29 protein-coding genes and 3 pseudogenes are annotated in these 26366 nt (G+C 43.1%); 15 read left to right on the forward strand and 17 right to left on the reverse strand.

What is annotated here, in order from left to right; all coding sequences use genetic code 11:
• The 3 genes from dusB to F6K51_RS22615 all read left to right on the forward strand — a co-directional run.
• On the forward strand, positions 1-894 hold an 894-nt coding region (gene dusB / locus F6K51_RS22605; protein ID WP_293024431.1), incomplete at its 5' end, for a tRNA dihydrouridine synthase DusB.
• A gap of 638 nt (positions 895-1532) precedes the next feature.
• Positions 1533-1712, forward strand: coding sequence for a 30S ribosomal protein S21 (rpsU, locus tag F6K51_RS22610; RefSeq protein ID WP_008186741.1), 180 nt, complete (start codon positions 1533-1535; stop codon positions 1710-1712).
• A 494-nt stretch (positions 1713-2206) separates the two neighbouring features.
• Complete coding sequence (locus F6K51_RS22615; protein ID WP_293024434.1) at positions 2207-3439, forward strand: transposase; 1233 nt, start codon at positions 2207-2209, stop codon at positions 3437-3439.
• A 12-nt stretch (positions 3440-3451) separates the two neighbouring features.
• Here the strand turns inward: F6K51_RS22615 and F6K51_RS22620 are convergent.
• The 3 pseudogenes from F6K51_RS22620 to ligA all read right to left on the reverse strand — a co-directional run.
• Positions 3452-4063 (reverse strand): annotated as a pseudogene (locus F6K51_RS22620) (helix-hairpin-helix domain-containing protein); the annotation flags it as partial.
• A gap of 66 nt (positions 4064-4129) precedes the next feature.
• Positions 4130-4531, reverse strand: a pseudogene (locus F6K51_RS22625) (helix-hairpin-helix domain-containing protein); the annotation flags it as partial.
• A 27-nt stretch (positions 4532-4558) separates the two neighbouring features.
• Positions 4559-6631: pseudogene (ligA, locus tag F6K51_RS22630) on the reverse strand (NAD-dependent DNA ligase LigA); the annotation flags it as partial.
• Positions 6632-6826: 195 nt separating this feature from the next.
• Here ligA and F6K51_RS22635 point away from each other — a divergent pair.
• Positions 6827-7273 carry a tellurite resistance TerB family protein gene (locus F6K51_RS22635; protein ID WP_293024436.1) on the forward strand — a complete coding sequence of 149 codons (447 nt, stop codon included), beginning with the start codon at positions 6827-6829 and terminating at the stop codon, positions 7271-7273.
• 171 nt (positions 7274-7444) lie between these two features.
• Here F6K51_RS22635 and F6K51_RS22640 read toward each other — a convergent pair whose 3' ends face one another.
• Both F6K51_RS22640 and F6K51_RS22645 read right to left on the reverse strand, forming a co-directional pair.
• Positions 7445-7891, reverse strand: coding sequence for a hypothetical protein (locus F6K51_RS22640; RefSeq protein WP_293024438.1), 447 nt, complete (start codon positions 7889-7891; stop codon positions 7445-7447).
• A 346-nt stretch (positions 7892-8237) separates the two neighbouring features.
• Positions 8238-9305, reverse strand: a complete 1068-nt coding sequence (locus tag F6K51_RS22645; RefSeq protein WP_293024440.1) for a hypothetical protein — start codon at positions 9303-9305, stop codon at positions 8238-8240.
• A gap of 471 nt (positions 9306-9776) precedes the next feature.
• Between F6K51_RS22645 and F6K51_RS22650 the strand changes: the two genes are divergently transcribed.
• Positions 9777-9932, forward strand: coding sequence for a UPF0175 family protein (locus tag F6K51_RS22650; RefSeq protein WP_293024442.1), 156 nt, complete (start codon positions 9777-9779; stop codon positions 9930-9932).
• Here F6K51_RS22650 and F6K51_RS22655 read toward each other — a convergent pair.
• Both F6K51_RS22655 and F6K51_RS22660 read right to left on the reverse strand, forming a co-directional pair.
• Positions 9929-10099, reverse strand: coding sequence for a hypothetical protein (locus F6K51_RS22655; protein WP_293024443.1), 171 nt, complete (start codon positions 10097-10099; stop codon positions 9929-9931). The genes F6K51_RS22650 and F6K51_RS22655 overlap by 4 nt on opposite strands.
• A gap of 268 nt (positions 10100-10367) precedes the next feature.
• Positions 10368-11369: a YbjN domain-containing protein gene (locus tag F6K51_RS22660; RefSeq protein ID WP_293024445.1), complete on the reverse strand. Its 1002-nt coding sequence runs from the start codon at positions 11367-11369 to the stop codon at positions 10368-10370.
• Positions 11370-11463: 94 nt separating this feature from the next.
• On the opposite strand from F6K51_RS22660, the gene F6K51_RS22665 reads away from it, so the two are divergent.
• Positions 11464-11811, forward strand: coding sequence for a XisI protein (locus F6K51_RS22665; protein WP_293024447.1), 348 nt, complete (start codon positions 11464-11466; stop codon positions 11809-11811).
• A 22-nt stretch (positions 11812-11833) separates the two neighbouring features.
• Here the strand turns inward: F6K51_RS22665 and F6K51_RS22670 are convergent, their stop codons facing one another.
• Together F6K51_RS22670 and F6K51_RS22675 are read right to left on the reverse strand one after the other, a co-directional pair.
• Entirely contained in the window at positions 11834-12169 is a 336-nt protein-coding gene (locus F6K51_RS22670; RefSeq protein ID WP_293024449.1) for a XisI protein, read from the reverse strand.
• Positions 12157-12567, reverse strand: coding sequence for a XisH family protein (locus F6K51_RS22675; RefSeq protein WP_293024451.1), 411 nt, complete (start codon positions 12565-12567; stop codon positions 12157-12159). Before F6K51_RS22675 ends, F6K51_RS22670 begins: the two co-directional genes overlap by 13 nt.
• Positions 12568-12710: 143 nt before the next feature.
• Here F6K51_RS22675 and F6K51_RS22680 point away from each other — a divergent pair, with 143 nt between their 5' ends.
• The gene (locus F6K51_RS22680) at positions 12711-12851 is read left to right on the forward strand and encodes a hypothetical protein (protein WP_293024453.1); all 141 of its coding nucleotides are present in this window, start codon (positions 12711-12713) and stop codon (positions 12849-12851) included.
• Positions 12852-12861: 10 nt separating this feature from the next.
• Here the strand turns inward: F6K51_RS22680 and F6K51_RS22685 are convergent, their stop codons facing one another.
• Complete coding sequence (locus F6K51_RS22685) at positions 12862-13059, reverse strand: hypothetical protein (RefSeq protein WP_293024454.1); 198 nt, start codon at positions 13057-13059, stop codon at positions 12862-12864.
• Between the two features lie 27 nt (positions 13060-13086).
• Here F6K51_RS22685 and F6K51_RS22690 point away from each other — a divergent pair, with 27 nt between their 5' ends.
• From F6K51_RS22690 to F6K51_RS22710, 5 genes are all read left to right on the forward strand, one after another.
• Positions 13087-13215: an element excision factor XisI family protein gene (locus F6K51_RS22690; protein ID WP_365940084.1), complete on the forward strand. Its 129-nt coding sequence runs from the start codon at positions 13087-13089 to the stop codon at positions 13213-13215.
• Positions 13216-13404: 189 nt separating this feature from the next.
• Entirely contained in the window at positions 13405-13578 is a 174-nt protein-coding gene (locus tag F6K51_RS22695) for a DUF433 domain-containing protein (protein ID WP_293024456.1), read from the forward strand.
• A gap of 25 nt (positions 13579-13603) precedes the next feature.
• Complete coding sequence (locus F6K51_RS22700; protein ID WP_075898376.1) at positions 13604-14230, forward strand: type I restriction endonuclease; 627 nt, start codon at positions 13604-13606, stop codon at positions 14228-14230.
• Between the two features lie 135 nt (positions 14231-14365).
• A complete protein-coding gene (locus tag F6K51_RS22705) occupies positions 14366-14692 on the forward strand; it encodes a DUF433 domain-containing protein (RefSeq protein WP_293024460.1) in 327 nt (108 codons plus the stop codon).
• A 2-nt stretch (positions 14693-14694) separates the two neighbouring features.
• Positions 14695-15045 (forward strand): DUF5615 family PIN-like protein, encoded by a 351-nt coding sequence (locus tag F6K51_RS22710; protein WP_293024498.1) that lies wholly within the window; start codon positions 14695-14697, stop codon positions 15043-15045.
• 636 nt (positions 15046-15681) lie between these two features.
• Here the strand turns inward: F6K51_RS22710 and F6K51_RS22715 are convergent.
• Positions 15682-15819, reverse strand: a complete 138-nt coding sequence (locus F6K51_RS22715; protein ID WP_293024462.1) for a hypothetical protein — start codon at positions 15817-15819, stop codon at positions 15682-15684.
• Between the two features lie 188 nt (positions 15820-16007).
• On the opposite strand from F6K51_RS22715, the gene F6K51_RS22720 reads away from it, so the two are divergent.
• Positions 16008-16313: a type II toxin-antitoxin system prevent-host-death family antitoxin gene (locus F6K51_RS22720; RefSeq protein ID WP_293024464.1), complete on the forward strand. Its 306-nt coding sequence runs from the start codon at positions 16008-16010 to the stop codon at positions 16311-16313.
• Between the two features lie 185 nt (positions 16314-16498).
• Positions 16499-16606, forward strand: a complete 108-nt coding sequence (locus F6K51_RS22725) for a type II toxin-antitoxin system YoeB family toxin (RefSeq protein ID WP_293024466.1) — start codon at positions 16499-16501, stop codon at positions 16604-16606.
• A 35-nt stretch (positions 16607-16641) separates the two neighbouring features.
• Here F6K51_RS22725 and F6K51_RS22730 read toward each other — a convergent pair whose 3' ends face one another.
• Positions 16642-16983 carry a XisI protein gene (locus tag F6K51_RS22730; protein WP_293024468.1) on the reverse strand — a complete coding sequence of 114 codons (342 nt, stop codon included), beginning with the start codon at positions 16981-16983 and terminating at the stop codon, positions 16642-16644.
• A 43-nt stretch (positions 16984-17026) separates the two neighbouring features.
• On the opposite strand from F6K51_RS22730, the gene F6K51_RS22735 reads away from it, so the two are divergent.
• A complete protein-coding gene (locus tag F6K51_RS22735) occupies positions 17027-17167 on the forward strand; it encodes a hypothetical protein (protein WP_293024470.1) in 141 nt (46 codons plus the stop codon).
• Between the two features lie 326 nt (positions 17168-17493).
• On the opposite strand, the gene F6K51_RS22740 is transcribed toward F6K51_RS22735, so the two are convergent.
• The 5 genes from F6K51_RS22740 to F6K51_RS22760 all read right to left on the reverse strand — a co-directional run bounded on the left by F6K51_RS22740 (position 17494) and on the right by F6K51_RS22760 (position 26289).
• Positions 17494-18150, reverse strand: a complete 657-nt coding sequence (locus F6K51_RS22740; protein WP_293024472.1) for an ankyrin repeat domain-containing protein — start codon at positions 18148-18150, stop codon at positions 17494-17496.
• A 92-nt stretch (positions 18151-18242) separates the two neighbouring features.
• Positions 18243-22250 carry a DUF4157 domain-containing protein gene (locus F6K51_RS22745; RefSeq protein ID WP_293024474.1) on the reverse strand — a complete coding sequence of 1336 codons (4008 nt, stop codon included), beginning with the start codon at positions 22248-22250 and terminating at the stop codon, positions 18243-18245.
• A gap of 159 nt (positions 22251-22409) precedes the next feature.
• Positions 22410-23735: a DUF4157 domain-containing protein gene (locus F6K51_RS22750; protein WP_293024500.1), complete on the reverse strand. Its 1326-nt coding sequence runs from the start codon at positions 23733-23735 to the stop codon at positions 22410-22412.
• A gap of 22 nt (positions 23736-23757) precedes the next feature.
• Positions 23758-23985, reverse strand: a complete 228-nt coding sequence (locus F6K51_RS22755; protein ID WP_293024476.1) for a hypothetical protein — start codon at positions 23983-23985, stop codon at positions 23758-23760.
• Between the two features lie 15 nt (positions 23986-24000).
• Positions 24001-26289, reverse strand: coding sequence for a hypothetical protein (locus F6K51_RS22760; RefSeq protein ID WP_293024478.1), 2289 nt, complete (start codon positions 26287-26289; stop codon positions 24001-24003).
• Positions 26290-26366 lie beyond the last annotated feature (77 nt).

The following is a 26366-nucleotide window of genomic DNA, read 5'->3' on the forward strand; positions in this document are numbered from 1 at the left end:
TTTCGTCGCCTAGTGCGTCGCTACGCCACTGAGTCGATGATGTATACCGAAATGGTTCATGCTAGCCAGTTAAAGTATCTCCGAGAATTGCCCAAGATTATGGAGGTAGACCCATTAGAAAAACCGATCAGTATCCAATTATTCGACTGTCGCCCGGACTTTCTGGCTCAAGCAGCACAAAGGGCAGTGGCAGAAGGGGCAGATACTGTGGATATCAATATGGGTTGCCCTGTTAATAAAATTACTAAAAATGGTGGCGGGTCTGCCTTACTGCGAGATCCAGAAACGGCGGAAGCAATTGTACGATCAGTAGTCAAGGCAGTGGAGGTACCTGTAACAGTCAAAACCCGTATTGGCTGGACTAATCAGGAGATCAATGCGGTAGAATTTGCCCAACGTATGGAAGATGCCGGGGCTCAGATGTTGACCCTCCATGGCCGTACCCGTGACCAGGGGTATAATGGCTCCGCTCGCTGGGAATGGATTAAGCGGGTAAAAGATGTGCTGTCTATCCCAGTGATTGCTAATGGGGATATTTTGTCCGTCGATGCAGCAGTGCGCTGCTTGGAAGAAACCGGTGCTGATGGGGTAATGTGTTCTCGGGGAACCCTGGGCTATCCCTTTCTAGTCGGAGAAATAGACTATTTTCTGAAAACCGGACAACTGTTACCCCCAACCACACCCGTACAACTGCTTGAATGTGCTAAGGAGCATTTACAAGGTCTATGGCACTATAAGGGGGAGCGGGGTATTTATCAGTCCCGGAAACACATGAGTTGGTACGCGAAAGGGTTTCCTGGAGCAGGGGAATTGCGTCAGAAACTCAGTAGAATAGAGACGGTTGAGCAAGGAGTTGAGTTGATTGAAAATGCGATCGCTAAACTTCATCCATAAGCAATCAGCCGTCAGCCGTCAGCCGTCAGCTGATAGCTGATAGCTGATAGCTGATAGCTGATAGCTGATAGCTGAATCCTTACCTTCATCGAGATCAACCGCAATTGTTAATGAAATAGTCTTTTTTTCCAGTATTTGACGGTTTGACACTCCCCGTCCTATAAGAACGGGGATTCTTGGATCAACGACTCGTCTTGCGTGGGCCAGCCGGAACCAGGAAGAGTAGAGGACAAATCTCCCCGAGCGTTTAGATCATTTCAGATCCAGGTTCCGGTGTGCCCCACCGTACCTTTTTTTTATATTAGATAGATAGGTACTTTTTTTTATCTAAATTTTTCGGCAGACGTTTAAGTCGTTAGACCAAATTACGCAATATGTATCTGATACATATTTTTTACGTTGTCTACTTATGGTTAGATAGTATCTATCTAGTCTTTTATATTTTTCTTTTAGCACACCTATCACAAACTGTCAAGATAAAGTTTAAATAAAAGCCGTCCTATAAGGACAGGGCGCGATTACCCAAAATTTTTGGTAATATCTTATGACGTCTTGTTATCACCAATCTTGCTAGATAGTATAATTGTATGATACTATAGGTAGAATTTTTTGTTCAAATTTAGGAGGATTAATTTAGTATGACCCAAGTGGTTGTCGGTGAAAATGAAGGTATTGAGTCAGCCCTGCGTAGATTTAAGCGACAAGTATCTAAAGCAGGAATTTTTGCTGATATGAAGCGTCTACGGCACTTTGAGACTCCCATTGAAAAGAAAAAGCGCAAAGCGATCGCTCGCAGACGCAAGCGTCGTTACCGCTAAACCTTCAATCCACTGTCAACACTCCCCGGTCATGAGACGCGGGGTTTTTTGGTTGACTTACTTGCCATCACCTGACCGGTTTAACCAACCACAGTAAGGGAATCGGGAATCGATAACATAGATTTGGTATGGGATACGGTGACTTACAGCAATTCCAACAACTGGGATTCACTTAATTGGCTAATTCCTAATTCTTTAGCCTTTTCTAACTTAGCCGTCCGGCAAAATTCATCCCACATCTCAATGCGTAGCATGAGTGTGGGATGAATTTTGCACTGGGTCTTTTGGTATTGGTAGGCGAGCTATGAAGCTTCTTACGTTCCTCAGATGGAGTCATACCCCTCCGCTCGGCCTCTTGTCTTAACTGCCTTTTTTCAAAATCAGTCAATCTGACTACTAGTTTTTTGTATTTCAATTTTTGGGCTATTCTGGGTTTGCAATTGGTCACCCACATGCTAGCATGGTTTTAGGTCGATAGACAGGAGAACAGTAAAGTGATATCAGCTTACCAGTACAAGTTGCGACTAAACAAAAATCAAATAGCCAAGATCGAAAAATGGCTTGATATGTTGCGTTGTCAGTACAATTACTTGTTAGCTGACAGATTTAATTGGTATGAGCGGAATCGCTGTTCTATTAACTCCTGTCCACTAACCTGCTATCTACCAGAACTAAGAAAAAAACCAGACTATTTTTCTCAGAAAAAGACACTACCTGGACTAAAGAAAAGTAGACCCTGGTATGCAGAAATCCACTCTCAGGTCTTACAAGACTGTGTAAAGAGGGTAGATCTGGCTTTTAAGCGGTTTCTGAAAGGAGACTGCAATGGCAACAGGAGCGGAAAACCAAGATTCAAGAGTAAGAGCAGATACCGCTCTTTTACTTTTCCATCCTTGTCTAAAAATCCAGTTAGCGGCAATATTCTGACCCTACCAAAATTTGGTAAGGTCAAGATGATATATCACAGACCAATCCCTGATGGATTCACAATTAAGACCGCCACGATAACCCGAAAAGCCGATGGTTATTACGTTACCCTGTTGATTCAAGATGACTCTGCACCGGAGATTATCCCGATCAACAGTGTCACTAATCCTGTCGGGATTGACATGGGTCTTAAGTCTTTCCTTATCAAATCTGACGGTACCGAGGTACCCATCCCTCAGTACTACCGAAAAGCTCAAAAACGGCTAAAAAAAATTCAGAAAGCCGTTAGCCGCTCCAAGAAGGGAAGCAACAACAGAAAAAAGGCTGTTCTTAAATTGGGAAAGGCTCACAAAAAGGTAGCTGATACCAGGAAAGACTTCCATTTTAAGACCGCGAAAGACTTACTAGACAATCACGATCTAGTGGCTCATGAAAAATTAAACATTAAGGGTCTGGCTAAGAGCAAAATGGCCAAGTCAGTTTTAGATGCTGGTTGGGGTCAATTTCTGTCAATCTTATCAGTCAAAGCCGAGATCGCTGGACTGGCCACGAAAGCAGTGAACCCCCGAAACACCAGTCAGAACTGTTCTAATTGCGGCAAAAAAGTTCAAAAAAAATTAAAAGACCGCATTCATTCTTGTCCTCACTGTGGATACACGGAAGACCGGGACGTGAATGCGGCAAAAAATATATTGAAGTTGGCGGTGGGGCATCCCGTCCGAAGTAAAGCTTACCGAGTATCCGAACCAATAGGTGGAGTTGGTAAGAAGCCTACACTGAATCTGAAAAGATCAGTGTAGGAGTATGTCACAACCAGCATCTTCCCCAACCACCAAATAATCAGTTTTGGCACTAACGGCACTAGTAACTTTACCACCAGCGTTTTGAATCAAGTCTTTCGCGTCACTACGCTTAAGGGTAGGCAAGGTGCCAGTAATCACAAAGGTTTTTCCGGTTAATGGTTGGATTTTATATAGCGCTATAGTTTAAGGTGATCCTTATAACTGTAAACCCGCTTCTCGCAATCGATCAATCAAGGTCTGGTTGCTGGAAATCTGAAACCAATCCCAGACAGACTGAGCAATTTCTGATCCAATGCCGTAGATTCCCTCAATATCGGGGATTGTTGCTTGAGCCAACTGCTCAATGGTAGGGAAAGTCTGGGCAAGGTTTTTAGCCTTGACACTACCCACATGACGAATCCTTAACCCATAAAGGACTCGTGACCAAGGTTGAGTTTTGGATTTTGCGATCGCATTTAGCAGCTTTTGGGCTGACTTATACCCCATACGCTTCAATGACACCAGCTGCTCTAGGGTTAAATCATAAAGGTCAGCAACGGATGTGACTAAGCCTTGGTCTACCAATTGTTCGACAATCTTTTCCCCCAAACCATTAATATCAAGAGCATCACGACTTGCCCAGCGGGTCAGAGGTCTCTTGTCAATCGACTGTAAACCTGCCTCTCGCAATCGATCAATCAAGGTCTGGTTGCTAGAAATCTGAAACCAATCCCAGACAGACTGAGCAATTTTTGGTCCAATGCCGTAGATTCCCTCAATATCGGAGATGGTTGCTTGAGCCAACTTCTCAATGTTAGGGAAAGTCTGGGCAAGGGTTTTAGCCTTGTCACTACCCACATGACCAATCCCTAACCCATACAGGACTCGTGACCAAGGTTGGGTTTTGGATTTTGCGATCGCATTTAGCAGCTTTTGGGCTGACTTATACCCCATACGCTTCAATGACACCAACTTCTCTAGGGTTAAATCATAAAGGTCAGCAACGGATGTGACTAAGCCTTGGTCTACCAATTGTTCGACAATCTTTTCCCCCAAACCATTAATATCAAGAGCATTACGACTTGCCCAGTGGGTGATAGTTCCCTTCACAATCGCAGGAAACTTCTGGGTAAATCTTAATAGCTGGGATTCACGTAATTGGGTAATTCCTAATGCTTTAGCCTTTTCTAACTTAGAACCAGGATCTTTCCCAACCACCAAATAATCAGTTTTGGCACTAACGGCACTAGTAACCTTACCACCAGCGTTTTGAATCAAGTCTTTCGCGTCACTACGCTTGAGGGTAGGCAAGGTGCCAGTAATCACAAAGATTTTTCCGGTTAAGGGTTGTTTATTATCTAGCGCTATTGTTTTAGATGAGGCTACTAACTGTAAACCTGCTTCTCGCAATCGAGTAATCAAGGTTTGGTTGCTGGAAATCTGAAACCAACCCCAGACAGACTGAGCAATTTCTGGTCCAATGCCATAGATTCCCTCAATATCGGTGACGGTTGCTTGATCCAACTGCTCAATGGTAGGGAAAGTCTGGGCAAGGGTTTGAGCATTGACACTACCGACATGACGAATCCCTAACCCATACAGGACTCGTGACCAAGGTTGGGTTTTGGATTTTGCGATCGCATTTAGCAACTTCTGGGCTAACTTATGGCCCATACGCTCCAATGACACCAGCTGCTCTAGGGTTAAATCATAAAGGTCAGCAACCGATGTGACCAAGCCTTGGTCTACCAATTGTTCTACAATCTTTTCCCCCAAACCATTAATATCAAGAGCATTACGACTTGCCCAGTGGGTGAGAGTGCCCTTAACAATAGCAGGACAAGATGAATTAATACAGCGAGTCACTGCTTCACCCTTAGGACGCACCAAGGGTTGATTACAAACAGGGCAATGGGTAGGCATCTCGAAGGGTTTAGCATGATCAGGACGTAACTCTGGTAAGACACGTACCACCTCCGGGATAATTTCCCCCGCTTTCCGTACAATCACCGTATCCCCAACTCGCAAATCTAATTGGGCAACATAATCACCATTGTGTAGGGCAGCCCGTTGTACTGTTGTCCCTGCCAATTGCACTGGTTCTAAAATAGCCAAGGGTGTCACTGCTCCGGTGCGTCCCACATTAACTGTAATTGCTTCCACACGACTGGGAGCTTCTTCAGCCGGATATTTCAGAGCAATCGCCCAACGAGGAAACTTCTGGGTAAACCCCAATTGTTGTTGTATCGGGAAAGCATTAATTTTCACCACTACCCCATCGGTCAGGTAAGGTAAATCTTTCCGTTTCGCATCCCAATGATTGTAATAATCCTGAACATCTTGTAGGGAAGCACAACATTGGCGATGGGGATTCACCGGAAAACCAAGCTTTTGCAGCAAATCTAGAGCATCCCATTGGGAATTGGGCATTGGGATGGTGTACTCCTCACTACTATCCTGATTCGGAATATGTAAGGTATAAGCAAAGAAAGCCAATTGCCGTTTAGCAACAATTCGAGGTTCTAATTGGCGCAACGTACCAGCAGCGGCATTACGAGGATTAGCAAATAATGGCTCACCTGCTTGTGCTCGTTCCTGATTAATCCTCTCAAATACATCCAGAGGTAAGAATGCCTCACCACGCACTTCTACTAAAGCTGGCAGTTGGTCTAGATTTTCGTCTAGATTAAGTTGATCTAGATTCAGCCGCAAAGGAATGGAGCGAATAGTGCGGACATTCTGAGTAATATCTTCTCCTGTGGACCCATCACCCCTGGTCACTCCCCGCACTAAAATCCCATTTTCATAGGTCAGTGCTAATGCTGAACCGTCAATTTTCAGTTCACAAACGTATTCAGTATTGAGTCCTGAGTCTTGGGAAATATCACCAGAAATATGACGCTGCCATCGTTCTTGCCATTGATTAAATTCCTCAAGGTTAAAGGCATTATCCAGACTATACAGTGGGATATTGTGGCGCACGGAAACAAAACCAGTAGCTGGTTTTTCTCCTACCCGCTGGGTTGGACTATCAGAGGTTACTAACTGAGGATACTCTGTTTCCAGCTCTTGCAGTTCCCGGTAGAGTTGATCGTAGATGGCATCTGCCATGATGGGATTGTCGAGGACATAGTAGGCATAACTAGCGTTTTGCAACAGTCGCCGCAGTTCCTGAACTCGCTGGTTTACGTCGGGGGTTACTGGTGCCACAGGGGTGATTATCCTTGATGGAGATTGACTCTAGTTTATTGGTCAGATTAACCAGATTAACTATAGCCCTGCTTGAGGTGGAATAGGAAACTTTCGCAAAGTCTAGTCACAAGTTCAGTATTTCCACTAATTCCATTTGCGGTCACCAATGTCATCTTGGTATTAACTAAGGTACTTTTCCAAGAGACAACAAAAATGGGTCTGTTTGATAAAATTTCAATTAGTCGTCAACACAGCCAGACAACACTCGGACCAGCTGAAGCATTTGCTGCGATCGCATTAATCGCTGTTGCTGCTGACGGATACGCGACTAATTCTGAAGTACAAGCCATTATTACTGCCTTATCTCGAATGCAGCTGTTTAGGAGCTACTCAGCTGATGTAATGGCAAGAATGTTTGAACGAATTTTGATGCTCCTGCAGCGGCAAGGTTCTTATCCTCTTCTTAGTGCAGCCCTGAAATCACTCCCCTATGAGCTACAAGGAACCGCCTTTGCGATCGCCACTGATATTATCTTAGCAGATGGAGAAATTACCGATGAGGAAGAAGACTTTTTGAACGAGCTTTCTCAGGCTTTAGAGATATCAGAGGAAACTGGCGTAAAAATTATAGAGGTAATGTTAATTAAAAATCAAGGGTAATAGGATTTTTATTTTAATTAACAATTACTGACTTAATTAATGTTGACAAAACTGGCTAAGTCTGTTCAGTTGAGGGTTCACTGCTGAAAGTGAACCCTCAACTGTTAATTATGATCTGAATCTAACTTGTGATCACCTGGGATTGGATAGAATTACTAACAGAGTGAGGTTCTAGTATCCGACCTGTACTTCACAAGAACCAGTCAACGCACTGTATTCGGTTCCTCCAGGACATTGGCAAATGCTCGGATAGCCACACGCATTGATGTCTCGGGTGCAAATACCCTGCGGTGGGATTGCACACTTGCTATCAACAGGTTTTCCAGGACCGCCTGCCATAGAAATGTCTTTGATCATGCACTTGCCGACAGATTGATCATAGGAATATCCATCCGGGCAGAGGCAAATGCTAGGATTGCCACAGGGATTGATATCACGAGTACAGGGCACACCAATATCAGCCGGATCTAGTACACAAGGGCCAATGGGTTGTGCGATCGCAGGGGGGGCGCTAGTTAAAAACAGTTGTGCCGCTACCAACAAAGCGCACAGCACTTTCAACGCTTGGGCGAATTTGAAGTTCATGCCGTTTTTGATAACTTTTAAGATTTTCATCACCTAACTTATCTCTAATGTTTGTTTCTGATGAAACCAAAATGATATTACTTCGCCACGGATATTTTTGTCAAGTTATTATCTCGAATTAAATAAAAATTCCTGACGTGTTTACCAGGTAATAGGGAATCGAAAATAAGGAGAAGGTAACAGCGAACAGCGGATCTGGGAACAGGGAACAGAAGGAAAGAGATCCGAGGATTTTTTGGTTTGATCAGAATCTATCTGTGTAAGTATTCAACCGGACATGATATAACCGGTACCGAAGAGCCGATTTTCTAGATTCTGGGTTGGCTCTCCCAAGGGAAGCTCACCTTCATTAGAGCGCAGTACTTCTTTCCAACTTGAGTTAAACACATCCTTCTACATATGCCACTTCCGGTAGTTTCCCAGCGCGTAAACTAGTTACCTTACCCTCTGGATTGGTTTCAAAAATCACTCGATAATTTTTATCTGAAGTATCTGTTGGTACGAAGGTTGCATATTTACCACCCGGTACATATTGATGGGGTTCAAGTTCTATTTTGTTACGATACAAAGACATAATTTTATCTAACTTATCCCCCACTTTTATCCCGCTAATTGTGCTAATCTGTGGAGAACGTGTGTCTACCCTGGTAATTTTTACTTCTGTCACCATAAACCAGAGATTTTCTATTCCTTCTGGCTTGTAGATTAAGCAACCATAGTCTTCTCCACCACTAGTTTGTTGCACTAATTTAACTTGCCCAGCCTGGGATGCTTCTTTCACCGTCATGCCCACGGTGATGGGGCCAATGCCATTAATTGCTATTTTAGATTTAGTAGAAAGTCTTTCTCTCTTGCTCCCAGTCTTCAAACAGAGGTTTTCACCACTTAAGTCCCCAAAACAATTGCCGTCTTTGTTGAGGATAACTACCGATTTGATAGTTGAGAACTGTTTGAGGGTAGATTGAATAGCACTGGTAGCTCTAGCATCATAGCCTACTCCAGGGGAAGGAATGGCACGGCAAAACTTGAGGGTGGCGGTTTCTGCTGCAATAGAGAGAGTAAAATCTTTACCACAGTTGGAGCTACCTTTAAGTTTTAGTGCTTCGGTGAAACCAATTTTAGTTTCTGCTGTGGTCGGACCAATAATCAACTGTTCAATGGCAAAAGTAGCCACTGCACGACTATTGGTGCTTCTGACTACAGGTTCCACATACCTAAAATCCTCATTACTTTGAGGTTGCTTGGGTAAAAAAACCTTAACTTTTCTTTGCTTAGGGGTATTTTGAGTTTGGGTAGGAGTTGGGGATGTTTCTACTTCTGTTATAGGAGATGGAGAGGAAGTGGATGTATCCGGTGGCGGTGTCCCTTGTTCGTTACAAGCATTGAGACTCAAGTATGCTAAGAGTATGCTACTCAAGAGTATAGTTTTAGATTTGTGTAGATCCATTGCGCACCTCGAAGTTATCCTTGTTAACGTTAATAGTACTTTAGATTTTCAATTATCTTTAAAGCCTGGCTTTGTCCATGTTGAGGAAATTGTTTGTATCGGCGATTAGACCAAAGGGGTAGCGCTTCCGGTACGTACTGTACCTCACGTATTTGATAAATGCTATATAGCGTTTCTGGCAGTTATAAGGTACAGTCTTGATGCAGCGCATCCCTATTCCCTATTCCCTATTCCCTCTTCCCTCTTCTCTCTTATCTCTTATCTCTTCCCTGTTCCCTGTTCCCTGTTCCCTGTTCCCTGTTCCCTAAAATCCCGAAATTGTGTACCTTATAGCTATGATAATTGCTATATTTATAGCAAAGTAGCTTTCCCTTTGATTATGTATCAACTTACCCTATCTGTTCCAGAAGAAACCGCACAGGCTTTAAACCTAACACCACACTAGGAGAAGAATTATGTTTAAGTGCTGCGATGAAACTTTATAAATTAGGTAAACTTTACTCTGGTGCTGCTGCTCAACTAGCTGGTATTGAGCGAGTAGTTTTTTTATCTAAGTTGAGTGACTATGGTATCAACACTTTCAGATTAACAGAAGCAGAATTAACAGAGGATTTAGCGAATGCCTAATGTGATTGCTGATATAGCAAAGGGAACAGGGAACAGGGAACAGGGAGCAGGGAGCAGGGAGCAGGGAGTAGGGAACAGGTAACAAACATTCTCTCAATTGATTTAGGATTACTATACCTAACCAATCTAATATCTCTATCAAACAAATTTACTAGATTTACTCCCACAACTTTATGGCTCCGTTATTGTCCCTCAAGCTGTGGCGAATGAATTAGCTGCTGGAGCAGCTTTAAAAATTTACCTGCTCCCTGCTCCCTGCTCCCTGCTCCCTAAAACCCATAAATTTGTACCTCACAAGTCGTAGAATTGCTATATGTCTTAACCCTCAATCCATGAAATCGCTTCTTTCACTTCCACCTCTGATTCAAGAACTGCCATAATTCCCGGTAAATATTCATCCCTTGTCATCACGTTAGCATAAACTATTGGTTTAATTCAAGCAAAACTAAGATTGTCCTCTTGTACATCAATGCTGGTTTTGTAGCGGATTTCTCCATCGTCTAAATCGAATTCAAAGTTACCCATAATCATGCCATAGTTGGCGCGAGTGATAAATTCTGTAATGGGTAGGCGCTTGTTTTCTGGAGCCTTAACGGGGCAAACTGAATAAAATACAAATTGTCTTTGTTCTTCTATGACTTTGGCGTAGCAAGTCCATTGTCCATTTTCCCCTCGGAATAAAAGACGCAAGGCTGATGTTTCTGGTATATTGACAAATTGCCATTCGTCTGATTCAAAAAAGTTAACTATTGCGGTAAAGATTGATTGGTTTGTGGTGGTATCTTCTTCTGTGTCGGAGAATTTTTCATCAACTAATTCGTTGAAAATGCTGGTAATTCCCTCAAGAAATTCAGAGGTAGCGTTTTGGGTAGCTTCAGCTAAATTGGCTTGGGTCCATTCTTGGAAAAAGTTAACAATTCCTGCGGAAAGTTCTTCGCTGGTAGCTTCTGGGTGGTTAATGGTGGAAGGATTAAGGTAGTTCCAGAAGGTGTTATAACCGACTTCACCGTTGGGTTGTTGCTGTTTTACGGATAAGCATAGCCAGCTTTCGGTGTTGAGTAGTTTGTTTGTTAAGGGGTTTTCGGGTTGTTGACAAAGGTCAAGCAGGTAGTTAGCAGCTTCTTCTGCGGTGGAAGCGTTTTCTAATAGCTGTGGCAGTAAATCCGGTTGGAGAGTGGTTTCAATTTGGATGTCACCACTGGGGAGAAAGTTACCACCACTCATGGGTGCCCGTACTTCTGGTTTGAGGTTGAATAGTTTTTCGGTGTCGATGCGGTGGTAAAGTTCGGGGGTTACGTGGAAGTTAAGGCGACATTCGATGATTTGCTCGTTTTGTGTGGTGAGAGATAGGGAAGTTGTGGGAATGGTTAAGGGATTGGAGGTGTTGGTTAAGGTTAAGTCTTTGTCTAAAGGGAAGTTTTCAGTATAATCATTCATTTTTTTGATAAATTAAAGTAAAGCCAGTTGTTGTTAATCCCAGTCCTGGTTTTCGCCTACTTGTTTTCGATGTAAATATTGAGGAAATTATCGAATGGAAACCACCAATCAACGTTTAGAGCAATGGCGTGAAACCCTAGAAAATATTTTAAAGTATTACGCCAATCTTCCTTACCGCTATGGTGATGTGACAACCTCTGTAATTATCAGTGGCGAACGCAACCATTTTATGCTGCTCGATGAAGGCTGGGAAAATCATCGCCGTGTATATGGTACCATTGTTCATGCTGAAATCCGCGATGGTAAAATTTGGATTCACTACGACGGTATTGAAGATGGTATCACGGATGAATTGGTTGCTTCAGGAGTACCGAAGGATAGGATTGTTCTTGCTTTTCATCCCCCCGAGATTCGTGAACATACTGGGTATGGGGTTGCATAGGGTTTAGCATCGTTATCTGAATCTAATTCACTGCAAAGTCAGTATATTGACGTACAGCAGGTTCTTGAAATGCTAGTACAATATCAGTCTTTGGTACTCCCAATTTGACAAGTTCGTTGGCAAAACCAATTTCAGTTCCATCATGATGTATCCAAATTTTCCTATTCTTGATACTCATATGTAGAACACAACCATACATTGGTTGGCGATTCTTCCAACCGGTATAGACAACTTGGTAATGGTCGTGGTCTGAGTCAAAAATTAAGGCAGCTTCAACATCTTCATCAGATGGACTTTTACTGGCATAATCACTCAAAAGTTGTTTAATGTATTGGCGATACTGGATTATTTTTTCCATTCTAAAATCACCTCTTCAGATGGATCATAAACCAAGAGACTGAGCTGAAAACGCTTAACTACTGTTTGCACAAATGGTAGACTAAAGAAAGTCCTTAATGCCCCAACAGGTATTGCCAAAAACAGTTTGAACTCAGGTTTCTCTTGTTCTAAAGCAACTTGGTAATTTAAAAATTGCCCCAGAGCAGTGTGGAACTCAGAAATATTAGAGGGATTGGTGAAGCTTTTGATCTCAACAGCAATTTTTTCATTTCCTTTTGTTGCTGCAAGTAACCTCTCAGCTCCCAAATCTATTTGCATATCAACTCGGCCAGACCGAATCCTGAGAGGATCATCGGTAATTGTCCAGCCCTCTTTTTCTAGTCCGTGCCTTACAGCATTATGAAATACGTCTCTCATTCGCTGGCTATGACGGGAAATCTATGCAAATCTTGATACAAAACCATTATACAATAATGGACTTCCTTTAGAGTTTTGAGTTATTCTGGGTCAGGTTAGCGATTGACCGTAGGTCACGCTACGCGATGAAGCGTTCGCGAAGCGTGGCCAAAGGCCTCAGCTTCCGCGCTTGTGCGATCGCAATTATTTTCTGCTGCTCCATGAAGACTGGGAAAATCATCGCCGTGTATATGGTACGTAAGCTATCAGCTATCAGCTATCAGCTATCAGCTCTCAGTGATTAGCTGATAGCTATCAGCTATTAGCTCTCAGCTTTTGAATAAAACAGGTAACCATTTGTTTAATAGTCACAAAAGTCCCAGCGTCGTTCGCACAGCGTGGCCAAACGCGCCCCGCGTGGCCTTTTGGCCAAGGCCAAAGCCTGTGCCACAAAGCAGACGGCTGACCGCTGACCGCTGACCGCTGAATGCTTACTATGGTACGATTGTTCATGCTCAAATCCGCGATGGTAAAATCTGGATTCACTACGACGGTATTGAAGATGGTATCACGGATGAATTAGTTACTTCAGGAGTACCGAACGATAGGATTGTTCTTGCTTTTCATCCCCCCGAGATTCGTGAACATACTGGGTATGCGGTTGGATAGTGTTTGCTTTGGAAGGGCTAGGGCGTGTTTTCAAAGTTTTCCGCAAGATTATGATCCCCCCCAGCCCCCCTTAAAAAAGGGGGGAGCCATACTCAAAGTCCCCCTTTTTTAAGGGGGATTTAGGGGGATCTCCGAGGCAATAAAACACGCCCTAGGCTTAAGGAAAATAGTACGGTTTCTTTTGTGTTTATGGTTCAGGTTACTGATTACCTGTACTTTGTTCGAGATGACCAGATTCTCAATAATGAACCGATCATTAAGGGGACTCGAACTCCTGTGAGGGCAGTTGTTGAAACCTGGCGTATGGGAGTTCCTCCGGAAGAAATTCCCATAGGAATGCCTCATCATAAAAAGCTACAATGAATAAATTCCATAGCAATCGCTCTGTATGAGTAGACTACTGGCAATCGAGAAAACGATTTCAAGCTTTCAAGCGTTACATGAGCGCTTGGGGTTATGTCGCGCCACTGATGAATCGTTTTTTTCAGAATGGCAGGTATCCTCTATTGAGATATTAGATGATGATAAATCTTTTCTGGACCGTCTCCGGCAGCGATATCATCATTACTACAATGCTGGTCTCTTAACTGAAGGAACGGTGCTTTTATCTATTGTTGCACCACTGCTGGAACGGTTAGAATTTCATGAGCCTCCGTTTTTCGTACAATCTGAGGTTCCTATCAGTCTGGAGGTGGAAGAACACAATGAAGTTTATCGAGGTCGGATAGATGTATTGGTGATTCGCGATCTTGTTTGGATACTGACTGTAGAAGCTAAACGATCTAAGTTTGCGGCGGATATTGCTTTACCACAGTGTTTAGCCTATATGAGTGCTGCACCACGACAACCAAGCTTTGGCATGGTAACGAATGGCAGCGATTTTATCTTCTGCAAGTTGAAGGATAAAGTATACGATTTTTCTGATGGGTTTTCATTATTGTCTCGGCAAAATAAGCTTTACGAGGTTGCGACTATTCTCAAGAAGTTAAAAACCAACAAATTTTCCGACAACTAGAGATTGCTGTTAGCGAAGCGGATGAAAAATCAAGGGACAATTATTCCGACTACCTCCTGTATAATTCCCATTTCTCCTAACTCCTGACTCCTACCCATACCAAAAGACTTTTTCAGCAAACCCTAAGTAATATCTATGACTATCAAACAACTAGAAACCCAATTACTTGCTCTATCTCCCACAGAGAAAACAGAAGCAATTCACCTTTTAGCCCATAGTTTGAACCAAAACTGGCGTGGAATAACCAAAACCAGAAACGTTTGTGGTGGTGATGCTTGTATTGCTGGAACTCGTATTCCTGTTTGGGTATTGGTAAATGCCCGTAATCTAGGCATTAGCGAGTCTCAACTACTCTATGACTATCCTACATTAACAGCAATTGATTTAGCGAATGCTTGGATCTATGCCCAAGTTAATCCTGAGGAAGTTGCCACTGCAATCCAAGAAAATGAGGCAGATTAATGATGGTTCGTTTATATGCTGATGAGCAGTTTCCTAGACAAGTAGTAGAATTACTTCGTTCTTTAGAACATGATGTTTTAACAGTCCAAGAAGCTGGTAATCAGGGTTTATCCGATGAAGCAGTATTAGCTTTTGCTGTGAACCAAAATCGCGCAGTATTAACTTTAAATCGCCGTGATTTCTTTCGTTTACATCGTTTAAATCAGGAACATTGCGGAATTATTGCTTGCGTAGATGATGGCGATCGCCAGAGAATGGTAATGAATATTGATCAGGCGATAAATGGATTAGAAACTCTCGCAGGTAAACTTATTCGAGTTTATCGAGTACAACCTCCTAATTTATCACAATAATTGTGGCAAAGCGTTGATCAAACACCTGAAAAATTGATCGAAAGCCACCAAAAGTGAAACCCAACACCAATTCTCCCTGTTGGGTTTCGCGAAAGCTTTACCCAACCTACAAGATTATGCGATCGCACTGGTAAGTAGGGTTTGTTGAAACATTGCCTTGTTGTTTCTTCATTTTGGGAATGTATTGTAGTATTGTAGGTTGGGTTGAGGCAACGAAACCCAACAAATTCAGGTAAAATAAGAGATGATGTTGGGTTCCGCTCTGCTATCAAATCGATAGGTTTTATCAAAAATATTTATTCGCTCAACCCAACCTAGGGGCGATCGCACTGAATTTGCAATTGCTTAGCGTTGCACTTTGTTTGCTGAGGGATAGGTAGGTGCGCTCTTACCATTAAGAATTAAATTCGCCACGGGTCGCACCTGAAGTTGTGGAAATGGTTAAGGGATTGCAGGAGTCGCTTAAGGTTAACTCTTTGTCTAAAGGTAAATTTTCAGTATGATTACTCATAACAATTTACAATTCATAAAGTCAGATCAGGTTTTGGTTTCAAGGAAAGCATCTGTTGCTAGGTAAGTCTTCAGCTATCAGCTATCAGCTATCAGCTATCAGCTATCAGCGAACAGCGATTAGCGCTACGCGCACGCTACGCGAACAGCTTTTGAATACAATAAGCTGACGGCTGACGGCTGACGGCTGACGGCTGACGGCTGACGGCTGATGGCTGAATGCTTACGTTGCTTGATTTGGTATATAGCGTTTCTAGGACTCATGAGGTACACATTAGTTTTGACCTCTTCCCTCTTCCCTTCCCCTCCTGGGAGGGGTTAGGGGTGGGTTCCCTCTTCCCTGCTCCCTGCTCCCTGCTCCCTGCTCCCTAAAAACCAGAAATTTGTACCTCACAAGTAGTAGACTTGCTATAAGTGATATAATATATGTACGTAAATCTGTACATAAACTGATGTTTGATTACGAGATTACATCTCAAAATGATGCTAAAAATAACTTATTTAAGTTGTTGGATATAGTTGCACAAAATAATCAGGTATATATCATCAATCGTCGTGATGGGGAGAATGTTGCTTTGATTACAGAATCGGATTTGAGGAGTTTAGTAGAGACGGTTTATCTGTTAAGAACCCCTAGCAATGCAATTCGCCTGCTGGATGCAATTGAGGAGTCTAAGACTGGAAAAATAAAACCTCAAACCATTGAAGAACTTTACTCTGAGTTGGGAATTGAGCAAGAAGAAGAAGAAAAAGGCTGAATTGGATCAAGTAAAGCCAGTTGTGGTTAATCGCAGTCCTGGTTTTAGTTCTAGGTTTAAGGAAGATTTGGCTTGGTGGTTCAAGCATGATTTTAAAGTGGCGTCGAAAATTTTGGATTTGGTTACTGCTGTAATGGACAATCAATCCATTTGAGGGCATTGGTAAACCAGAACCATTAAAGTATATGGATGCAGATATTTGGTCACGCCGCATTGATTTGGAACATCGGCTGGTTTATCGGGTGGGAAGTAGTCAGATTGATTTTCTGGCTTGTCGGTATCATTATGAGTGATGTTTTGTTATATTTTATTGTCAATTAATCCACTACTAAGCCACTCCGTAGCCTGTGTAAGGACGTTTATAACTGGGATGTAAACCGAGAAGAATGTCCTCTTTTGGTATACCCATGTCCACCAAATATTGCGCCAAATCAGCTTCTGTCATATTTCGCTGAATCCAAACTTTACCATCTTTGATATCTAAATGGATGAAACAGTTGTAAACTCGTTTGAGTCCATCCCAGCCGATATCTAGAAGTTGATAATGGTCATGTTCTGTGTCAAAAATAAGTTGACACTCAATCTCTGAATTTGGATTATTCGCTTCTAAGGTGGCATGATTAGTTAATAGCTGGCGGATGAATAATCGGTACTTTTCTAGTTTTTCCATTGGATGATTACCTCTTCAACAGGATTATATATACCAATCCTAAATGAATTGTGATAATTTTTGTTCCCTTTTCCCTACTCCCTACTCCCTGTTCCCTGTTCCCTGTTCCCTGTTCCCTGTTCCCTTTGGTATAGCACTACCCATTAAATTTAGGACATTGATACATGCTCAAAAGCTGTTGTAGTCAACTTTTGCCTCTTGCCTCTTGCCTGGCGCGTAGCGCTATATATGAGTAATTTTCATTTATCCTTCAATAGTGAGCGGGATGCTTACGCTAGCAAAGGGAAACCATAGTGATGAGTAGGGTGCTTCAGGCACTTGTTTGGTCAATATAAGGAACATTTTGCTATTTTGCGGGCGTTAGTACCGTTATCGATTCGATTGCTTTGGTGCGTTACGCTGTCGAAGGGCGCACCAAAGCAAGATCAGCGATTAGCCCAAAGGGCTACGCTTCGCGATCGCACTAAGCTGAACGCCTACCACCATACTATGAGGTATGTCTAGAGTGTGTCATGGGATTGTTTGCTTGAGGTAAGAGACATTTGGCTCTTTTGCGCCGTAACGCACCAATAATCTTGTGATTTTCTCTTTTATCTCAGTGTCTGCATTCTTCGGCAGCCTTTCTATTGGTTTTCGGTAATCGTTATCAATTACTTCGGGATCGGCATCTCGATCGAGAAGCGTTTTAATTATCGGAATATTCAGCTTACTTACCGCGATCCCTAATGCATTCATTCCACTAAATCCGCCAGCTTCATTGATTGTGTCTTTTGCTCCGTGATTAAGGAGCAGTTGAACCATTTCTATATTTTCTTCCTCTACACTCCATCTCAGAGGAGAATTGCCTTCATTATCCTTGACATTAGGATTAGCTCCCGCTTTCAATAGTAAGCTTACTATATCTTTGTGGCCGCCCCACATAGCCATGAGTAATGGATGAGAATCCCGGTCTAGATTCCAAGCATTGACATCAGCTCCGGCTTTTATCAAAAGTTTTACAATTTCTATTTTTCCTCCATAATCCACTTCATCTATCGCTTCTTGTAAGGGAGTCCAGAAAGGGGGATTAGGCATGTAAAAATTAACGTCGAGGCCTTGTTCAATCATTTTCGCAAGATTACTATCATCATGGTCTCGAATTATATCAAAAATATCTTGATTGTTCATTTTAATTAACCAAAATAACATTATGATAAACTACTGTAAACTCAATACTTGAGATTAATAGTAACGTTCAAGGCTTGAGCTAAAAATATTCTCTATATATAATCTCCATAATTGTCTAATAGCTCTTGGCAGTTTTCCAGTGCATTCTTCATTTGATTGATAGCATCTTCATGTCTTTGATCCGGTTTTCCACCAAAGCATTCATCTTGTATTTGTTGTCTTTTATCAATACATTCTTGTATAATTCTAATTCTGTTAATAACATGGTTTTTCGTCATTCCTTTGACTGATATTCCTTTGAGTTTTTTCCCTGCTTTTAGCTTATCCAAAGCTGGCTTACACTTAGGCAGTGGTATAGAACCACAAATTGCATCTTTTTCCTCTTGGAGTCTCTCAAGGACTTCATCTTCACAAGTCTGATTTGAATGTTTTCTATCTCTTTCCGCTTTTTTTTTGCCATCTTCTCTTTTACTTCTTCGAATTGTATAATCATAATCCCAATCTTTTCCCCCATCAATAACTGTGATAGAGCTGAATATAGGATGTTTATTCTTTGTAATCTTGGCAGCTTTCATTGCATTAGCTTTAGTTATTTTATTGTTCTTTAAATATTTATTCTCTTCAACATGTAAGTCTCTAAGTCCGGCTTCAACTACTTTTTCTTTACTTTGCTCATTCTTACTCCCCTTACCCTTCTTCCCATTAAACAACCCCCTAGCCTTCAACAACACCTTATCAATCGCCTGATCAATCCGCTGGCGAATCTTACCAATAATATTCTCAACCTTCTTCGCCAAACCACCAATACCCAACAAGGAAGCCAAGAACCCTATTACCACTGGTACAGCTTTCGCTAAAGCATTCTCTACCAACTTGGCTGCACCACCAACTGCACCAGATGCGATCGCACTCACGGCATCTACCACAGCATTTACCAATTCCAGCACCTGACTACCGCGATTGATAAAGAACATTATTATATCATAAATTGCCATGGCGGCTTTGACAAAGGCTGATGCTGGATTTAACAAGCTCAGAACCCACTTCACCCCGGCGGTGATCACCTGGGTAACTACCATGCTTTTGATTTCTTCGATGACTGTTTGTTTCAGGTCGTTGAACTGTTCCTTAACATGTTCCCACAGTCCCATGGGTCCGCGATCGCGTAATACCTGGAATATTTCCACGCTTTTCTCCATCCCAGCTACTACTGGTTCCCCAAATAGTTTGACTGCTTTACCACGAATGTAAGTAAATGTCAAGCCCAAGACTTGGGTTACTAAGCTGAATATTCCCGGTAAGCTAAAGATGTCATCGGGTAGTTGAATACCCATCGGTCCCAGGGTTCCAGTTAACCAGCCAATTAAACCGGCTTGTAGATGTTGCCCAATGTTACCGACAAAATTCTCAAAGCCTTGTTTGATACCACTAATTAAGTTACCTAGGAAGCCGATGGGGTCTTTAATAATGGTACCAATCACACTAGCCGCTTTACTCAAGACACTCAGCAACATGTCTTTGAGTTTCTTAATAGTATCGATGACTCCAGTTATGGCATCAAATGCCTTGGCGAACCAGGGTTGATTGGATGCCTTCATCTCCTCAATACGGGCATCCAATTCTTCGAGGTTTTTAGTGTAGGCTTGTGACAGGGTATCTATGAGCTGACCGTGTTTATCATCAACACTTTGCTCTAGCCCATCAAACTGACTCTGAATATTATTAGCAGCTTCTTGTCCAACCTGCTGCAAAGAAGCAGGTAATCCGTCTACATATTCCTGAGTTTCTCGCCTACCTTCTGCAATCTTCTCCTTGGCTAGGTTAAGCTGCTCAGTCACATAGTTAGCAATATCAGTAAGGGTTACATCCATCTCACTGAGATATTCATTCCGCCCTTCTCTAAAAAAGGCAGTAACTTCTGGGGGAACTCCCAAAAGCTTGTCCTTAAACCACCTGCCTGCGCCCCAAATACCATCGTAACGGCTTTTATAGTCCTCCATGTATGGAGCAACGTAATTTTCATAAGCCTTTTTAGCCCGCTCGGTTCCAGCATTAAAGCGACTCATGACCTCGCCTTGAATGCCATTCAGGATGTTCTCAACTGACGTTTTTGTGTTTTGGTAGATACCATTGATGTGGCTAGCAACATCAATTCGCTTTTGCTCATCCTTACCCTTAGCTTCAACTTGCTGATTGGTAACCTGAGCTAATAATTCAGCGCGGGAGCCATGCATTCCTTGCAGTTGTTGCCCAGCTGTGGTTGCTGCTTCCCCTTGGGCTTGGGTTAACTGGTTTTGCTCGAACTGACGATAGGCTTGGGGTGCTTGGCTGGCATTAGTTTGAGCCTCTTGTTTTGCTGCTAAAGCCGTTTGGAATTGGGGTTCATTGGATTTAGCTAACTGTTCCGAGGTAATATCAGCGTCAGCCATCTGTTGGTCAAGTTTTTGGCTACTTTCTTGTAGCGGTGCCTCCACTTCACCTTGTCCCTTGGCTTTAGGAATAGCTTTTTGAGCACCAATATTTTTGGTTACTGCTCCGGCTTCATTGGCAGGTAGGGGAGTTACTGATTTCGGTTCGATACTGCTGGTATCCGGTGCTTGTTTCGCCTTCTGTTCTAAGGGTGCTTGAGATGCAGTTTGCTCTTGCTTAACGGTATTTTGGATCTGGCTCTTGACAGAAGCCAGTTTGTTACTATCCTTAAACTCATCCGCTTCTTCAAGAGTTTTCGGAGCTGCTGACTTGATGCGCTCCATTAATTTAGCCTTGAAAGCAGCAGCATTAAAACCAGGAGTGGGAGCCTGTTCCATCTCACCCACTTGATTGGCCTGGGCTTTGCTTTCTATTTCCTTGGCAGGACTTTCCGCTGCATCTTGGGCTTCTTTGGCTTTTGTACTAGCTGGGGCGTGTTGTTTTTCCTTATTGGCAACTCCCTTAGCCTTAGCAACCACTGCTTTAAAATCTGGATCTGACTCTGGGGAAGCAGCAGTAGTTTCTTGGGGTGTGGCTTCAGCAGCTGTTGCCGTGGTTTCTTGATTTACCTCAGCTTTAATCCCTTGATTAGCTGCTTCTGGAGCCATTGCCTCCTGGTTTTTCCCTGGAGAAACTCCAGAACTAACCGATGTTGCATTTGTTTCCGGCTTTGGGGCTGTTTCAGCCTTAGGAGCAGCAGTTTCTTGAGGTGCAACTACCTCTGTGTTAACTGTATTTTCCCTCTCGACTTCTGGTTTTATATCAGTATCCTTGACAAGAGTCTGAGATTCTTGATTGACCCCATTCCCCGGACTCTCCTTGATCGGAACAGCAAACCCAGCCTTCTTTTCTATTTTATTTGTCTTCTTGGCCTGTTGATCAATTACCTTGGCCTGAATTCCCCCGGTCTGCTGTATCGTATGGGTCAACTCATGGGCCGTCAAACTATTCTTACCAGGAGACTTCCCCGCACCATAGAAAATATCCCTACCATGGGTAAAGGCTTGGGCTCCCAACTCCTTATTCATCTGTACGGCACTAGAGTCTGTATGCACCCTCACCCCACTAAAGTTAGCCCCAAATCTGGGTTCCATGAAAGCACGGGTAGATGCTGGCAGAGGTTGACCCGTACCCCGTCGGGATTGGATTTTAGTTTCTAAATTAGGGGATACTGCTGGGGTTTGACCAGGATTTGCTTTGGTTTGTATTTCCTCTTCCTCGGATTGTAACTGTAGGGCTATGGGCTTAGTTTGAATGTCCTCTTCCTCGGATTGTAACTGTAGCCCGATCGGCTTAGTTTGTATTTCCTCTTCGTCGGATTGTAACTGTAGGGCGATCGGCTTAGTTTGTATTTCTTCTTCCTCCATTTGATTTTGCACTGAGGGTGCTGACATCCGCATTACTTGGGCTGCAACTGTGTCCGCTTCCTTCTCGTACACATCATTTGGTTCCCCCACTTGCATTTTTGTCTGGATGAGACGATTGACTGCTTGGTTTCCCAGTTTTCGTTGGAGTTGCAGCATAGGGTGAACCGGGCCATAACTTGACCACGGTTTTTGAGTAACTGTTGAAGCCTTTCTCTGATGGTTGGCTTCAGTTGTTTTAGTTTGGGTTGCTCGTTGATAGCCCATGAGGTTCACCTTTTCCTTTTTATCAACAGGTCAAGAGACTGGTGGCACTTTGTCAAGTAGTAACCTGTCTAGCCTAAAATGCTGGGTTTGATCGCAGAAGGTTTGCTTTGTTGGGTTGCATGCTTTGCTTCAACCCAACCGACAAGATCGGCGATCGCACTATGGGTCGTACTCTTGCCAAATGCTTGAATTTCCAACCTGCGCAAGCTTATTGTTTGCACTTAGGTAAAACACTTCTGAACCTGCTACACTGCTAGCAAAAGTACGTGATGCTGCCACATTACAGGTAACTCGAACCTTTGCAGTACCAGGAAAATCTAGAGGCGTAAGATTTACCCTTACGCTTCCTCCCCAAGCCGGCCAGTCATATGTGTCAAGCAAGCGCATTGAGATGTTCCCCAATGAATACCCGTCATGAAGATAGTCCAGTTGAAACTTTAGACCAAGCTTGCGGCTTGACTTCGTACCTGTCCAAACAGCTATCTTTTTTGCTCCCGCCCTAATAGGATACTTATGCTTAGTTTTGTAAGATTGATCATTCCCATAGAGCTTTGTCCCATTCATTTCGTCAAATGAGTAGGTCAAATCCGAACTGCCCTGAGTGAGGGTGCCATGGGCAATGGTGAAGCCTGTGGAACCAAGCGTTGCCCATGCAACTGGAACAGCCAGAGGACCGGCTCTCTGAATTCCAGGCTGGCTATTGTGGATGGGAGGTTGATTTTGTCTTTGAACTCCAGAATCCTTACGCTGGACATCGGTATTTTGCTGGACTACATGGGTCAACTCATGGGCTGTTAACTCATTATTTCCCGGCGACTTCCCTTCCCCAAAATAAATATCACTCCTATGAGTAAATGCCTGTGCGCCCAACTCCTTGCTCATCTGTGAAGCACTAGAGTCAGTATGCACCCGCACGTTACTAAAATCAGCCCCAAACCTTGGTTCCATAAAACTACGGATGGATTCTGACAAAAGTTGACCCGTACCCCGTCGGGATTGGATTTTGGTTTCTAAATTAGGGGATACTTGTGGGGTTTGACCAGGATTTGCTTTGGTTTGTATTTCCTCTTCCTCGGATTGTAACTGTAGGGCGATCGGCTTAGTTTGTATTTCTTCTTCCTCGGATTGTAACTGTAGGGCGATCGGCTTAGTTTGTATTTCCTCTTCCTCGGATTGTAACTGTAGCGCTATGGGCTTAGTTTGAATGTCCTCTTCCTCTGTTTGATTTTGCACTGGTGGTGCTGGCATGCGCATTACTTGGGCTGCAACTGTGTCCGCTTCCTTTTCGTACACATCATCTGGTTCCCCCACTTGCATTTTTGTCTGGATGAGACGATTGACGGCTTGGTTACCGATGATGCTTTGCAGTTTCAGGAGGGGGTGAACCGGACTATGGGTAGCCAAGGGGGTTGGCTTGGCTTGAACGGTTTTCCCCGTTGGGGTGGTTTGGTTGTTTTTGGTTTGGCTTGCCCGTTGATATCCCATATGGTTCACCTTTTCCTTTTAGTTAATTAGTTAGGAGACTTACATCATCTTTGTCAAGACTTTGAGCTTGGTTTTCCCCTGCCATATTAGTTTCTGCTAGCAATTCTTCGATTACCTGAATAGCACCACTGATACGCAAGAGTGTATCTCGCAGATTAGCCTTTTGATTTTCCAAATCCGTGATCATTTTTTGTCCTGACTCAAATTCATATTTTAGTGCCTGAAGCCGTTTCTCTAATTGTTGTTTCATTTGTGTATCGCCTACTTAGCGTGGAATTAAGATGTAGTTTACTAAAGGCCTGTGTCTTCCTGAGTTTTCGTCGTACCATCTACCATCTCCATTCCTAATTCTATATTTATATCGTGCATGATTTTTCCAGGATGTTGTATTATTAACTCTTGCCCAACATTCTATCTTTAATAACGCATTATCTCCTTCTGAATCTGGCTCCTCTCGACCCATCACTCTGGGCGAAACAAAAATATTCCACTCACGAGTGGTTCCCCAAGGGACTTTAACAGTATCGTTATGGCTAGCCAGACCGGCTTTAGAAAAATCTTGACCGTTCCTCAAAATGCGATCTCTTACATTTACAGTTCCAGCCACCTCTAATTTGGTTCTAGGATTTGATGTACCAATACCCACATTGCCAGTAATATCCATTCCGCCATTAACTTGCAGATAGTCCCATAATCGAACGTATCGACCTTTAGAAGTACCCGCCCGTCCCAAAATCATTAAAGCTCCGAAATTAGCAGCATTTTCAATAGCTGCCCAACCAGATTTATTTCCGATGCCAGTGTGGTTGTGGTTGGTGTTAGTAAAGTAAATATCTGAATTACCAGCACGAATATCACCCCTAACATCTAATTTACCTTCTGGGCTATCGGTGCCAATACCAACGTTACGAGAACTAGGATGAACTGTCAGCCCATCCCGCGAAAGCATGTCAGAAACACTAGGAAGCCATGTATCATTATCTAAATTGGCAACGTATGGTAAGGCTAGATATACCTCAAAAGACCCGCTAGCTTCTATACCCATGGAAAAAGCCAAGCCATTCAAAGACGTAACCTCAGATGTGCCAATTACTGCATCTATTTGATACCAACCATCTGGAGCATCATCAGTTTGTTCTTTAGTAATTATTAGTCCCCTAACAACATTTCTATACCCAGAATCTACGCCAAATCCCACTTTGGAACCGGAAGTAATCTTGAGCCAAGCCTTGAAGTGTACTTTATTGGTTAAGACATTGGACTCGAAGGGGAACATTACACTGGTATGTACTGCCGAATTATTCCCAGTAATTTTCAAAATCCTACCGTCCGGTAAACCATTCCAACCATCTGCTAAACCACCTCTAGAAGCTCGCGAACCCTTGTAATATCTGCGAAACCAATAGGGATTTGCTTGGGTTGCCGTGTCTACACTACTGGCAGCATTGGATGGTTTTTCGGCTACATAGGGTCCTTCAAATCCTTTAGTGTAAGGATGGGCTGCCTCTAAATTAACATTCCCAAGGACACGGTACCCAGCCGGTTTGTTGCCATCGAGTATATTCATGTAGGAATTTCTGATCAGATTAGGTGGCAGTGATGACCCGCTAATAATGCCAGTGGTTTTAATATTGCCATTGACTGTGAGGTTGTTTGCGATAGTCAGCGACCCGGTCATGGTGTCACCTGTTTTTTTGACAATGCCCTCTAGACTTGAGCCATCCCCCTCAAACCGATTTGCCTGAATAGTTCCTGTAGCATTTACTTCACTAGTAGTAAGGGAACCACCCACAGTTAGATTATTCTGTACGGTTAGGGAACCTGTCACCCGATCTGTCACACTTAATTGAGCAGTAGCGATCGCATTACCAACACTGAGACTCCCATCCACAGTCAACGACCCAGTGGTATGCAAAGCAGAATTAACTTCCACAGCTCCGGAGGAATGTCCAGAACTTACCACCCCTGCGATGGTAATCACATCACTATCTTCATCCCCCAAGGAGACATTGCCAGCAATATGCTCCGTATCACGGGCAATCACATCCCCCTGTACTTCCAAATCACCAGATACCTGTAGATTACCGCCTACTGTCAAATTCTGGGCAGTAAAATCTTGGTCAGCAGCACCATTGAGATTCGCTTTGGTATCGAGGGCATTATTAACCTGGGTAATTTGATTATCCACATAGGTTTTAACGGCTTGTTCGGTGGGAACAGCTAAATTACTGTTATCTGCCAAGTTACCATCACTGGAAAATGCGTTTATGGATAATGTTCCGAGCTGGAAATTACCACCGACACTAAGGTTGTCATTAATAGTGAGGGAACCAGCGATGGTTGAGTTTCCGGTAGTGGTGACTAAGCCGGTTAAACGAGAACCATCCCCAACAAATTGGGTAGCATTAGCACTACCACTCAGGGTTAAGTTTGTCGCAGAAATATTGCCAGTAGCGGAAATATTGCCAATTACGTCTAACTCTTCTGAAGGAGTGTCTGTACCAATGCCAACTCTACCACTAACTGTAAGTTCTGGATCTGGCCAACTAGTCATTTGTTTTACCTCTCTTGAGAAAAAATTGTTAATTGTCAGTTTTTTTATTGCTGATTAATAGTCCATAGGTTTTACCT

Source organism: Moorena sp. SIO3I8 (assembly GCF_010692325.1).
Taxonomy (GTDB): Bacteria; Cyanobacteriota; Cyanobacteriia; order Cyanobacteriales; family Coleofasciculaceae; genus Moorena.

What these genes read in the sequence shown, in the direction of transcription:
- rpsU (WP_008186741.1), top strand. Translation starts at nt 1,533, where the DNA reads ATGACCCAAGTGGTTGTCGGTGAAAATGAAGGTATTGAGTCAGCCCTG.
- F6K51_RS22635 (WP_293024436.1), top strand. Translation starts at nt 6,827, where the DNA reads ATGGGTCTGTTTGATAAAATTTCAATTAGTCGTCAACACAGCCAGACA.
- F6K51_RS22645 (WP_293024440.1), bottom strand. Translation starts at nt 9,305, where the DNA reads ATGGATCTACACAAATCTAAAACTATACTCTTGAGTAGCATACTCTTA.
- F6K51_RS22650 (WP_293024442.1), top strand. Translation starts at nt 9,777, where the DNA reads ATGAAACTTTATAAATTAGGTAAACTTTACTCTGGTGCTGCTGCTCAA.
- F6K51_RS22660 (WP_293024445.1), bottom strand. Translation starts at nt 11,369, where the DNA reads ATGAATGATTATACTGAAAACTTCCCTTTAGACAAAGACTTAACCTTA.
- F6K51_RS22665 (WP_293024447.1), top strand. Translation starts at nt 11,464, where the DNA reads ATGGAAACCACCAATCAACGTTTAGAGCAATGGCGTGAAACCCTAGAA.
- F6K51_RS22670 (WP_293024449.1), bottom strand. Translation starts at nt 12,169, where the DNA reads ATGGAAAAAATAATCCAGTATCGCCAATACATTAAACAACTTTTGAGT.
- F6K51_RS22675 (WP_293024451.1), bottom strand. Translation starts at nt 12,567, where the DNA reads ATGAGAGACGTATTTCATAATGCTGTAAGGCACGGACTAGAAAAAGAG.
- F6K51_RS22685 (WP_293024454.1), bottom strand. Translation starts at nt 13,059, where the DNA reads ATGAACAATCGTACCATAGTAAGCATTCAGCGGTCAGCGGTCAGCGGT.
- F6K51_RS22695 (WP_293024456.1), top strand. Translation starts at nt 13,405, where the DNA reads ATGGTTCAGGTTACTGATTACCTGTACTTTGTTCGAGATGACCAGATT.
- F6K51_RS22700 (WP_075898376.1), top strand. Translation starts at nt 13,604, where the DNA reads ATGAGTAGACTACTGGCAATCGAGAAAACGATTTCAAGCTTTCAAGCG.
- F6K51_RS22705 (WP_293024460.1), top strand. Translation starts at nt 14,366, where the DNA reads ATGACTATCAAACAACTAGAAACCCAATTACTTGCTCTATCTCCCACA.
- F6K51_RS22710 (WP_293024498.1), top strand. Translation starts at nt 14,695, where the DNA reads ATGGTTCGTTTATATGCTGATGAGCAGTTTCCTAGACAAGTAGTAGAA.
- F6K51_RS22715 (WP_293024462.1), bottom strand. Translation starts at nt 15,819, where the DNA reads ATGAGTCCTAGAAACGCTATATACCAAATCAAGCAACGTAAGCATTCA.
- F6K51_RS22720 (WP_293024464.1), top strand. Translation starts at nt 16,008, where the DNA reads ATGTTTGATTACGAGATTACATCTCAAAATGATGCTAAAAATAACTTA.
- F6K51_RS22725 (WP_293024466.1), top strand. Translation starts at nt 16,499, where the DNA reads ATGGATGCAGATATTTGGTCACGCCGCATTGATTTGGAACATCGGCTG.
- F6K51_RS22730 (WP_293024468.1), bottom strand. Translation starts at nt 16,983, where the DNA reads ATGGAAAAACTAGAAAAGTACCGATTATTCATCCGCCAGCTATTAACT.
- F6K51_RS22735 (WP_293024470.1), top strand. Translation starts at nt 17,027, where the DNA reads ATGAATTGTGATAATTTTTGTTCCCTTTTCCCTACTCCCTACTCCCTG.
- F6K51_RS22740 (WP_293024472.1), bottom strand. Translation starts at nt 18,150, where the DNA reads ATGAACAATCAAGATATTTTTGATATAATTCGAGACCATGATGATAGT.
- F6K51_RS22745 (WP_293024474.1), bottom strand. Translation starts at nt 22,250, where the DNA reads ATGGGCTATCAACGAGCAACCCAAACTAAAACAACTGAAGCCAACCAT.
- F6K51_RS22750 (WP_293024500.1), bottom strand. Translation starts at nt 23,735, where the DNA reads ATGGGATATCAACGGGCAAGCCAAACCAAAAACAACCAAACCACCCCA.
- F6K51_RS22755 (WP_293024476.1), bottom strand. Translation starts at nt 23,985, where the DNA reads ATGAAACAACAATTAGAGAAACGGCTTCAGGCACTAAAATATGAATTT.
- F6K51_RS22760 (WP_293024478.1), bottom strand. Translation starts at nt 26,289, where the DNA reads ATGACTAGTTGGCCAGATCCAGAACTTACAGTTAGTGGTAGAGTTGGC.